This window comes from Winogradskyella wandonensis, assembly GCF_004346845.1.
In the GTDB taxonomy this organism is placed as follows: Bacteria; Bacteroidota; Bacteroidia; order Flavobacteriales; family Flavobacteriaceae; genus Winogradskyella; species Winogradskyella wandonensis.
The window spans coordinates 326,689-339,217 of record NZ_SMGI01000002.1 but is presented as its reverse complement, the minus strand read 5'-3'; the positions used below and the strand labels follow the sequence as shown (position 1 = coordinate 339,217).

Annotated in this window: 7 protein-coding genes; all 7 read left to right on the top strand. The window is 36.5% G+C overall.

Going from position 1 to position 12,529, the window contains the following annotated elements; genetic code table 11:
* Nucleotides 1-2: 2 nt before the first annotated feature.
* The 7 genes from DFQ05_RS06360 to DFQ05_RS06330 all read left to right on the top strand — a co-directional run bounded on the left by DFQ05_RS06360 (nt 3) and on the right by DFQ05_RS06330 (nt 12,493).
* Complete coding sequence (locus tag DFQ05_RS06360) at nt 3-851, top strand: glycoside hydrolase family 16 protein (protein ID WP_132704565.1); 849 nt, start codon at nt 3-5, stop codon at nt 849-851.
* A 23-nt stretch (nt 852-874) separates the two neighbouring features.
* Entirely contained in the window at nt 875-3,652 is a 2,778-nt protein-coding gene (locus DFQ05_RS13790; protein WP_132704564.1) for a PKD domain-containing protein, read from the top strand.
* Nucleotides 3,653-3,725: 73 nt separating this feature from the next.
* Nucleotides 3,726-7,190, top strand: a complete 3,465-nt coding sequence (locus DFQ05_RS06350; protein WP_199221971.1) for a hypothetical protein — start codon at nt 3,726-3,728, stop codon at nt 7,188-7,190.
* Nucleotides 7,191-7,195: 5 nt separating this feature from the next.
* Nucleotides 7,196-8,488: a glycoside hydrolase family 17 protein gene (locus tag DFQ05_RS06345; RefSeq protein WP_132704563.1), complete on the top strand. Its 1,293-nt coding sequence runs from the start codon at nt 7,196-7,198 to the stop codon at nt 8,486-8,488.
* A gap of 19 nt (nt 8,489-8,507) precedes the next feature.
* Nucleotides 8,508-10,004 (top strand): glycoside hydrolase family 30 protein, encoded by a 1,497-nt coding sequence (locus DFQ05_RS06340; RefSeq protein WP_132704562.1) that lies wholly within the window; start codon nt 8,508-8,510, stop codon nt 10,002-10,004.
* A 7-nt stretch (nt 10,005-10,011) separates the two neighbouring features.
* A complete protein-coding gene (locus tag DFQ05_RS06335; protein ID WP_132704561.1) occupies nt 10,012-11,559 on the top strand; it encodes an MFS transporter in 1,548 nt (515 codons plus the stop codon).
* Between the two features lie 22 nt (nt 11,560-11,581).
* On the top strand, nt 11,582-12,493 hold the full coding sequence (locus DFQ05_RS06330) for a glycoside hydrolase family 17 protein (RefSeq protein WP_132704560.1): 912 nt from the start codon (nt 11,582-11,584) through the stop codon (nt 12,491-12,493).
* Nucleotides 12,494-12,529: the final 36 nt, after the last annotated feature.

Genomic DNA, 12,529 nt, shown 5'->3' with positions numbered 1-12,529 from the left:
AGATGAAATTGAAAAGAAATACAAAAGAAATGAGAGTCTGCTCAGTATTTGGGGTTAGTCTTTTATCATTTCTGTTTTTCACGAGTTGTAATACAGACGAAACACAGACCGTAGCGACATTCGATAATTTAGTACTCGAAGATAATTTTGATATTGATGGTCAAATCAATAGAGATATTTGGAATTTCGATATTGGTGATGGTGCAGCCCAAGGCATACCAGGTTGGGGAAATAATGAGCTGCAGTACTATACTGATAGACCAGAAAACGCTACGACAGAGAATGGTTATTTGCTAATTACCGCGCAGCAGGAAGACTTTAATGGCGCGCAATATACCTCTGCAAGACTACAAACTAAGAATAAGTTTCAGCAGCTTTATGGACGTTTCGAGGCGCGTATTCGTTTACCATACGGACAAGGCTATTGGCCTGCATTCTGGTTATTAGGGGATGATAGCGATGGTTCTATTTGGCCTCGGATTGGAGAAATAGATATTATGGAGAATGTTGGTGACGAGCCAACGACCATTTTTGGTACAGTACATGGTCCAGGCTATTCTGGAGCAGAGTCTATTTCTAAAAGTTATACACTTCAAAATACTAGAGTGGATACAGAATTTCATATTTATGGGATAGAATGGGGACCAAACTATATTAATTATTACATAGACGATGTATTGTATAATCAAATTACTCCAGAAGATGTTCCAGGAGAATGGGTATTTAATGACAGACCATTTTATATTATTCTAAACGTAGCTGTAGGCGGCAATTTACCTGGGCCACCAAATGCAGAAACCGAGTTTCCGCAAACAATGCTTGTTGATTACGTAAGAGTTTACCAAAGATAACAACCACACAATTCAAAAATATTATGAAAAACATAACCAAAGGAATAAAATTGCTATCAATCCTATTTTTGGCTTTAGCCTATTTAGGATGTGACGAGGATGATGTCGTTTTGCCACAGATTAATGCAGAATTCACACAAACAATTAATCAAGACACAGGCGTTGTATCTTTTATTAATACATCGACTAACGCTAATACCTACTCATGGGATTTTGGCGACGGAACTACATCCACGGAGGTTAATCCAATAAAGGTGTACACTTCAGGAACGTATACCGTAGTTTTAGAAGCAAAAAATGTGGCTGGTGCTTCAGATACCTTCGAAGATACCATAGTTATCAGCATTCCAGAAGAAATAGCTTTTCCAATTACATTCGATAATCCTTTAGTTAATTACGAGCCTTCTGTTTTTGGAGGTGCGTCATTCGCAATTGTAGAAAACCCAGATGCTTCTGGTGCTAATCCTACAGTCTCTAATGTTGGTGCTATTACAAATAGTGGCGCTACTTTCGAAGGTGTTTTGTTCGATTTAGGAGAACCACTTAACTTAACGGAAGACAAAACAGTAAAAGTTTTATTCTGGGCAACATCGGCAGTAGATATACTTTTAAAACTCGAAGATGGTACCGCAGGTGATATAGAAGTAACAGCAAGTCATGGTGGTTCTGGCTGGGAAGAATTATATTTTACATTCGACTCTGCAGCAAGCTATAATGGCGTTACTTTTTTTGTTGATGGACCAGGTGTAACTTCTGGAACATTTTACTTAGATGACATTACTCAAATTAATACAAACGATATTCCTTGTGAAGATACTGATTTAGCATTACCTATCGATTTTGATTGCGAAACAATAGATTATGCTACAAAAATCGTAGGAAATGTAAGCTTTACAGTCGTAGATAATCCAGAATTATCGGGTATTAACGCTACGGCGTCAAAGGTTGGGCAAATCACAAATGTTGGCGATAATTTTGAAAATGCCTTTTTCAATCTTGATGTGCCTATAGACTTTTCTACAGAAAATAGTGTGCGTTTAAAACTGTTCTCTAATCAAGCCCTACCTATATTACTGAAGTTTGAAGATGGTACTGAAGGCGATGTTGAAAACTTACAAAACCACACAGGAAGCGGATGGGAAGAGCTAACATTTACTTTAGGCTCTACAGGTTCTTATAATGATATGGTCTTATTCGTAGCATTTAATCAGACCGATGCCGGAACGTTTTACATAGATGATATCGAACAAGTGGCTGGCGATACTGGAGGACCTTGCACTCCTGAAACGACAGAATCCATAGCTGCAGCAGATTTAAATATTACATTTCAAACAAATACGCCTCCTGTAATTGAAGATAATGTAGCTTTCTCTTGGATTGACAATCCTGATGCTGCTGGACCTATAAATACATCATGTAAAGTGGGGCAAGTAACTAGATTTAATAACTCACCATTCGATAATCTTCAAATTGATTTAGCAGATAAATTGGATTTTAATACTTCTGAAGGTATCAAAATGAAAGTTTGGTCACCAGTGGCTAATACGCCGGTTTTATTAAAACTTGAAGAAATTGGTAATCCAAGTAACTTCGTGGAAATTTTGCAAACTACTGGAGCTGCCAATACATGGACAGAGTTAACGTATGATTTTGCAGCCACGGCGACACCTCAATTTAATAAACTAGTTATATTTTTCAACTTTAACGTTGGTGATGCTAGCACTTATTATTTCGACGACCTTATGGTTTATGGCTCAGGTGGTGGCGGAGGAACTTGCGTTCCAGAAACTTCTGAGTCCATTGCAGCTGCAGATTTAAATATTACATTCCAAACAAATACTCCAGCTATAATCGAAGACAACACAGGATTTTCTTGGATTGATAATCCTGACTTTGCTGGACCTGTAAATACGTCTTGTAAAGTAGGTCAAGCAGTTAGATTTAACAACTCACCTTTTGACAATTTACAAATTGACTTGGCAGAGAAGTTAGATTTCAACGCTTCAGAAGGTATTAAGATGAAAGTTTGGTCACCAATTGCAAATACTCCTGTGTTATTAAAACTTGAAGAAATAGGCAATGCTGGTAACTTTGTAGAAATTCTCCAAACAACAGGCGCGGCAAATACATGGACAGAGTTAACTTATGACTTTGCCCCAACCGCAACACCACAGTTCAACAAATTAGTAATATTCTTCAATTTCAACGTTGCAGATGGTAGTACTTATTACTTTGACGATATTATGGTGTATGGCTCTCCTGGTGGTGGAGGCGGACCTACAGGTGGTAATTGTACCACTGGAGAGGTTGCAGCATCCTCGTTACCATTAGATTTTGAAGGTTGCGAGACTTTCCCACAAAGCCTTAATTTTGGAGCGGGCTTAACCTCTGGTTTAGATGATAATCCTAATCCTTCTGGCATAAATACCTCAAGTGCAGTTTTAATGGTTGATAAACCAGCTGGTTCGGAATTCTTTGCTGGAGTGCAAAATAATTTTGGAAGTAATTTTGATTTATCAAATCCAAGTCATGAGTTTAGAATGAAAATATATTCAACTAAACCAAATACTGTTTTCCGATTCGAAGTAGCTCAAGACGAACCAACTGTTGGAAATCCGCCACCAGCATTTGTGACGGTAACCGATGCTAATGTCTGGACAGAAGTGAGCTTTACTTTCACGGCTATGCCTGCACCAACATCGTACTTTAGATTGGTAATCAAGCCAGATAACGACCAGACGGATAGTCCAATTACAACTGGAGGGACTTATTATTTCGATGATATCGTATTAATAGAATAATTCTAATAGACCTGTATATTAAAAGGCTAGCATTACGTTAGCCTTTTTTAAACATATAAAGTACAAGTAAGTAATGAGAAGAAGTACTGCTTCAAAATATAATTCCAAAGAATCTAATTCGGAAAAAGAAATAGAACTACAAAGCGTTAAAATAGACGGAGAGTCTTATTTTAAGATTTCTAATAGCGATGCCATGCGTCCATTTTTTATGAGCATCGTCAGTGACTCCAATCATTGGCTATTTATTTCTAGTAATGGTGGACTTACCGCAGGTCGAAAAAATAGCGAATACAGCCTTTTTCCGTATTACACAGATGATAAAATTACGGAGTCTTCAGAGATTACTGGTAGTAAATCAATTTTTTGGATAGATGATAAACACTTATGGGAGCCGTTTTCAATTAGGCAAGAAGGATTGTATAAAACCTCTAGAAATCTATACAAAAACAGATATGGTAATAAGATAATTTTTGAAGAAATAAATCACGACTTAGAGGTTTGTTTTAGGTACCAATGGAGTTCAAGTAATCGGTATGGTTTTGTTAAATCGAGTACTATAGAAAACCGTTCTAAAGCAAAAAAAGCAATCTCTATTTTAGATGGTCTTCAAAATTTATTGCCCTACGGCGTTGGAAGCGATTTACAAAATGCGAGTAGTAATTTGGTTGATGCTTATAAACGAACAGAATTAGACGAAGCATCTGGACTAGGAATACTTGCTTTAAGTGCTATTATTGTTGATAAGGCAGAACCAAGCGAAGCTTTAAAAGCAAATGTTGCTTGGTCTTTAGGATTAGATAAGCCTAAATATTTATTGTCATCACTACAATTAGATGATTTTAGAAAGAAAAAAGCGATTAATCAAGAAACAGATGTCAAAGCAGAAAAAGGAGCTTATTTCGTAAATTCGGAGATTTTATTAGCCCCAAATAGTAGCAAAACATGGTCTTTTGTAATTAATGTTAATCAGAACCATTCAGCTGTTGCACAATTAAAAAAGGCCATTATTAGTGATAAAGATTTACTTAATAAGGTAGAAGCCGATGTTGAGTTGGGAACTCAGAAACTAATTGAGTTAAATGCGTCTTCTGATGCGCTTCAGCTTACGCAAGATAGTCAAAGAGATACACGACATTTTTCGAATACGCTTTTTAATATTATGCGAGGTGGCATTTTCGACAACAATTATGTTATCGAAAAATGGGACTTCAAAGACTATTTAGCGAAAGCGAATAAAAAAGTGAATCGAAAGAAAGAGTCTTTAATTGAAGATTTACCGGATTCATTTTCATTGTCACATCTGCATGCTATTGCAGAAGCTAGTGATGACCAAAATTTTAAACGCTTGTGTTTCGAGTATATGCCGCTAAAGTTTAGTCGCCGTCATGGAGACCCGAGTCGTCCTTGGAATAAATTTTCGATTAATACAAGAGACGAAGAAACGGGTGCCAAAATTTTAGACTACGAAGGTAATTGGCGCGATATATTTCAGAATTGGGAAGCCTTGGCGTACTCATATCCGGAGTTTATAGAGAGTATGATTCATAAATTCCTTAATGCAACTACTTTTGATGGCTATAATCCATATCGCGTTACAAAAGATGGCTTCGATTGGGAAGAAAGTGACCCAGATGACCCATGGTCTTATATTGGCTATTGGGGCGACCACCAAATTATTTATTTACTTAAATTTTTAGAGTTTTTCAACGAGGTTAAACCAAGTAAACTAGAACAACTTTTCAACAAGAGCGTATTTGTATATGCTAACGTACCTTACAAGATAAAGGCGTATCAAGATATTTTAAAAAATCCTAAGGACACTATAGTGTTCGATGATGAGTTGGACGCCAAAATAAGACAACATCGTGAAGAATTAGGTGCTGATGGCGCGTTGTTAAGAGACGAAAATAGATTTATCGTAAAGGTGAATTTTATAGAGAAAATCTTAGCCACGACCTTAGCTAAACTTTCAAATTTTATTCCAGAAGGTGGAATTTGGATGAATACCCAGCGACCAGAATGGAATGACGCTAATAATGCGTTGGTTGGTAATGGCGTGTCCATGGTAACACTCTATTATCTAAGACGGTTTTTAAAATTCTTCGAAGGTATATTTTCAGAATGTAAAACTGGAAATGTTGAGGTTTCTACCGAGCTTATTACCTTTTTCGAGGGCATATTTAATACACTAAAAACAAATGAATACATCTTATCTGGACATATCGATGATAAGTCTAGAAAATTAGTTTTAGATGGATTAGGCCAATCGGCTAGTGATTTCAGAAATCATATTTATCACAAATCGTTTTCTGGCAGAAAAGCTGAAATATCAATATCTAAACTGCAAGAATTTATTGCATTAAGCTTACAATATTTAGAACATTCTATCAGTGCTAATAAGCGAGACGATAATATGTATCACGCTTATAACTTAATGACGGTGACAAAAGATGGAGGCATTTCCATTTCGTATTTAGACGAAATGTTAGAAGGTCAAGTGGCTGTACTCAGTTCAAAATATTTAACGTCTAAAGAGGCACTAGCCGTATTGGATAGCATGAAAAGTAGTCGATTATTTAGACCAGACCAATACAGTTATTTGCTTTACCCTAATAAGGATTTAAAAGGCTTTATGGAGCGAAATAATGTTCCTCAGACTCGTGTAAAAGCCTCTGATTTATTATCCAAATTAGTGGCCGATGGAGATACCCGAATTATTGAAAAAGATATAAACGGCAACTATCACTTTAATGGCAACTTTAAAAATGCAGATGACCTAGAAGTCGCACTTAACAAGTTAGAAAATACAGAGTACCAGTCGCTATTACAATCAGATAAATCGACAGTTTTAGAATTGTTTGAAACTGTTTTTAATCATAAAGCATTTACAGGTCGTTCTGGAACATTTTATGGTTACGAAGGATTGGGTTCAATTTATTGGCACATGGTATCCAAGTTATTGCTAGCCGTTCAAGAATGTTGTTTAAAAGCCATTAATAGTGGTGAAGATGATGTTACAGTTGGCAAATTATTAGAACATTATTACGAAATTAACGAAGGTATAGGTGTGCATAAATCTCCAGAATTATATGGCGCCTTTCCAACAGACCCTTATTCACATACACCAGCAGGAAAGGGCGCGCAACAACCAGGTATGACGGGTCAAGTAAAAGAAGATATCCTTAGCCGTTTTGGAGAATTAGGTGTTTTTGTAGAAGCAGGACAACTTGTTTTTAATCCATGCATGTTGCGTAAAGATGAATTTTTAAAGGAGCCTAAAACCTTCAATTATGTGGGCATTGGTAATCTTAAAAAATCAGTTAAGATTAACCGAGGTGAGTTAGCATTTACAATTTGTCAAGTGCCTGTTGTTTATAAAATTGCAGATGCTCAATCGTTATTAATTTTTAAATCTGATGATACCGAGTTAGAGATTTCAGGTTTAAAACTTGATAAAACGAATAGCAGCAGTATTTTTAAGAGAGACGAAAATATTCAGAGAATAGAGGTGTTTATTAATCCTTCAATTTTAAAATAATAGTTATGAAAAAGACGGTTAGCATAGCAATTTACGTTCTATTTCTAGCAATCGTTTTTTCCTGTAATAAAACTAAAACGAAATCAAATCAGATGCAGTCAAAAGCTACTGTTACAGCAAAAGATATATTAGGAAATCCAAATTACCAAGCGATATCCTACGGTGGATATAGAGCTAAATCAAGAGATAGTCAGCCAACTATTCCTCAGCTCAAGGAAGACATGAAACTATTGTCTGCGATGGGTATCAAGCTCATTAGAACATACAATGTCCAGCCTAAATTGCCTCACGCGGCCAATATCTTAAAGGCCATAAAAGAATTAAAATCTGAAGACCCAGATTTTGAGATGTATGTTATGTTAGGCGCATGGATAGATTGTCTTAATGCTTGGACGGATAAAACACCAAATCATAATGTAGAAAGCCCAAATAATAAGGGCGAAATAGAACGTGCCGTTAAATTAGCAAATCAATATCCAGACATTGTTAAAATTATTGCCGTTGGTAACGAGGCTATGGTAAAATGGGCAACCAGCTATTATGTGCAGCCAGACGTTATTTTAAAGTGGGTAAAATATCTTCAAGATTTAAAGACCGAAGGAAAGTTGCCTAAGGATTTATGGATTACGAGTTCCGATGATTTTGCGTCTTGGGGTGGTGGCGACACTTCCTATCATGTTAAAGATCTTGAAGAACTTATTAAGTCTGTAGATTATATTTCTATGCATACCTATCCTTATCATAATACACATTATAATCCAGAGTTTTGGGGTGTTCCAGATGCACATAGAGGTATGCCGGATAGTACAAAAATAGAGATGGCAATGGAGCGCGCTTTAATTTTTGCGCAAAAGCAGTACGATAGTGTAGCTAATTACATGAAAAGTTTAGGCGTTAATAAACCAATTCATATCGGGGAAACAGGCTGGGCATCGGTCTCAAATGGCTTATACGGTGAAAATGGTTCTAGGGCAACTGATGAGTATAAACAAGGATTATATTATAGTCTGATGCGAGAATGGACAAACCGAGCAGGTATTTCTTGTTTTTATTTTGAAGCGTTTAACGAGCAGTGGAAAGATGCAAAAAATCCTAAAGGTTCAGAAAATCACTTTGGATTATTTACTATCGACGGGAAGGCAAAGTATCCTATATGGGATTTAGTCGATGCAGGGATTTTTGAAGGATTAACTAGAGATGGTAATCCTGTTAAGAAAACATACAACGGTAATAAATCTGCCTTATTAAAAGAAGTATTAGTTCCGCCATCTCAAGAAGAAATTATGGCGCCGAAATAAGCCGGGTATATAGAATTAAATGAAAATAAAACTAACTAGATATTGTATTTTTTTATTGCTAATCACTATGAGTTGTAGCAACCAAAATATGTTGCAAGTTTCTGTTTACGAAACTTCAGAAAGTGGTAATAAGCTAACCGAAATAAAGTCTTTTGCTGCTCCATCTAGAGACTCTATTGCTAATGTAACGCTAAACCCAAATCAAACCTTTCAAAAAATAACTGGATTTGGTGGCGCGTTTACAGAGTCTTCGGCTTACTTACTAAACAAACTAAGCAAAGAAAATAGAGATGAAATCATAAAGGCGTATTTCAGTCGAGAAGGCGCTAATTATTCATTAACGAGAACGCATATGAACTCTTGCGATTTCTCGCTTTCAAATTATTCGTACACGCCAGTAGCTGATGATGTTAATCTAGAGCATTTTACGATTGAAGAAGATATGCCAGATTTAATCCCGATGATTAAGGGCGCAATGGCGGCATCAGAAGACGGCTTTAAACTATTTGCTTCACCATGGACAGCAGCGCCATGGATGAAAGACAATAACGATTGGGTTGGCGGAAAGTTACTCCCAAAGTATTACGATACTTGGGCGCTATTCTTTTCAAAATATACTAAAGCTTACGAAGATTTGGGAATTCCTATTTGGGGATTTACTGTAGAGAACGAGCCTCACGGTAACGGAAATAATTGGGAAAGTATGCACTACTCACCAGAAGAAATGACAGAATTTGTTCAGCATCATTTGGGACCAAAATTAGAAGCTGATGGTTATGGAGATAAAGTAATTCTAGGTTATGATCAAAACCGTGCTGGTATAAAAGAATGGGTTGATGTGATGTACGCCACGGAAGAGTCTGCTAAATATTACGATGGTACTGCTATACATTGGTACGAGAGTACTTACGAAGTGTTCCCAGAAGATTTGCAATATGCACATAATAAAGCCCCAAACAAATATCTTATAGAAACAGAAGGTTGCATTGATGCAGAGGTGCCAGTTTGGAAAGATGATGCATGGTATTTTAAAAAAGAAGCTACAGACTGGGGCTGGGATTGGGCGCCAGAAGACCAAAAATATTTACATCCTAAATATTCACCTTTTAATAGATATGCCAGAGACATCATTGGTTGCCTAAATAATTGGGTCGATGGATGGGTCGATTGGAATATGGTTTTAGATAAGCAAGGTGGTCCAAACTGGTTTAAAAATTGGTGTATCGCACCAATAATTGTAGACCCAGACAAGGATGAAGTGTATTACACGCCACTGTATTATGTTATGGTGCATTTCAGTAAATATATTCGACCTGGAGCGGAAGTTATCGGCGTGAATAATCAGAACGAGAATTTACAAATCACAGCTGCAAAAAACCCAGATGGTTCTATTGCTGTTGTTGTTTTTAATGAAGGCGATGAAGCTCAAGATTTTAATCTTGCATTAGGAGAAAAGCTTCAACCAATTACCATTAGTGCAAGAGCACTACAAACAATAATAATTCCAACTAACTAATATAATTATGAGTTCTACTAAAGTCCCTATTGGTCAAAAAGCTGCTTTTGGAGCAGGTCACTTTATATTGAATATTCTTCCTGGAACGTTAGGTGTCTTTATTCAGTTTTTTTTACTTACGGCATGGGGTGTAGATCCGTTGTGGGCAGGTCTTCTCGGCGGTTTGCCTAGAATATTCGATTCAATTACCGACCCAATAATGGGATTCATATCAGATAATACAAAGTCTCGTTGGGGAAGACGCAGACCTTACATATTCGTTGGTGCGATTATTAGTGGAATTTTATTCTTTTTAATGTGGCAAATCGATGATAATGCTTCTCAAACATATATTATATGGCATGTTATGGTTATCCAATTGCTTTTCCTTATTGGAAATACAATGTTTGCTACTCCACTTGTTGGCTTAGGATATGAAATGACTTCAGATTATAACGAAAGAACACGCCTAATGGCTTTTTCAAATACGATGGGCCAAATAGCATGGATGATTGTTCCTTGGCTATATGTTATTATTCCAGACTCTAATACGTTCAATACTCAGACAGAAGGTGTTCGTACAATGGCACTAATAGTAGGTGCATTGTGTGTCGTATTTGGAATTTTACCGGCCTTATTTTGTAAGGGGATAGATTCTGCTAACATGGAGAATCGTAAAGAGATTACTTGGAAGACTTTGTCATCAAACATGGTGGAATTATGGGATGGAATTAAACAAGTTTCTAAAAATAAACCATTTATGAAGCTTTGCGGCGCAACATTCTTGGTGTTCAATGGATTTCAGTTAGTTGCGGCATTTGGTGTTTTTATCATTGTGTTTTATATGTATAGTGGTAGTTACGAATTAGCAGGAACTTGGCCTGCATGGTTCAATACAATTAATGCTATAATAACAGCATTCATTGTAATTCCAATAATTACAAGAATGTCAAATAAGTGGGGTAAGCGTAGAGCTTTTATCATATCAACAATCATATCTATAGTGGGATATATTTTAAAATGGTGGGGATTTGATAAAGACTTAAATAGAGAATTTAATCAAACAGAGCTTGGACAGAGTTTAACTTCTGGTGTTGGTTCACTTTTTGAATCTTTAAATCCTATATTAGATGATATAGGGATGTCATGGTTTAGTATTGACCCTGGAAATGAAATCCCATGGCTTATATTTTTACCTATCCCTTTGTTTGCATTTGGTATGGGAGGATTATTTACTTTGATGATGTCAATGACTGCCGATGTATGTGATTTAGATGAGTTAGAAAATGGTATGCCTCGAAAAGAAGGGACTTTCGGAGCAATATACTGGTTAATGGTAAAAATAGGTCAGTCTATGGCTCTTGTTTTAGGAGGAGTAATTTTAAGTATTGTTGGTTTTGATCCAAATGTAACGGAGCAGTCCATAGAAACAATGAATAATCTTAGAATTGCAGATATAATTGTTCCAGCGGGTACGGCTGCATTAGCCGTTTGGGTCATGTGGAAATATAGCTTAAATGAAGATAGAGCTAGAGAAATTAAAGCAGAACTTGTAAAGCGAAGAGGCGAATTATAATAACATAAATTATAAAAATATAATGTCTTACAGAGAAGAATCCTATTACAAATCAAATTACAGTCAAACCCAGACAGTAGGAATTGAAATATCTCAATATAGTCTTGAGGATTTAAAGGCTTTATGGCGAAAAACTATAGAAGACGGAATGCATGGTATCTGCTTTAGTATGTACGAAGATGGTCAAGAACCAGGTGATGATATAAGTTTTGAGCAAGTAGAGCGTCGTGTAAAAATATTAAAACCATATACCTCAGCCATTCGTTCTTTTTCTTGTATAGAAGGTAATGAGCATGTACCCGTTGCGGCAAAAAAACACGGACTAAAGACATTGGTCGGTGCTTGGCTATCTGATGATAAAGATGATAATGAAAAAGAAATTGAAGGTTTAATTGCTTTGGCCAAAGCTGGGCATGTAGATGTTGCAGCAGTAGGAAATGAAGTGCTTTATAGAAATGATTTAAGCTTAGAAGAGCTTATCGGTTACATCAAAAGAGTAAAAGAAGCCTTATCAGGTTTGGATATTCCCGTAGGTTATGTTGATGCGTATTATGAGTTTTCAAGACATCCTGAGTTAGTAGAGAATACAGATGTAATTCTAGCTAATCTTTACCCGTATTGGGAAGGTTGTCCTATTGATTACGCATTAGGGCACATGCAAGCTATGTATGGGCAGGTGGTAGATGCTGCGCAAGGCAAACCAATAATTATAACAGAAACAGGATGGCCTAGTCAAGGCGGAAGTCTTAAAGGTGCTTTTGCAGGAGAAGAATCCGCAATGAAATATTTTATCGATGCAATGCGATGGACCAAAGAAAATGACATCCCAATCTTTTATTTCTCATCCTTTGACGAATCTTGGAAGACTGGAGACGAAGGCGATGTTGGAGCCTATTGGGGACTTTGGGATAAACATGAGAATTTGAAATTTTAGAAGCTGTAATTTTGACAAATTCATAAAATATTAACA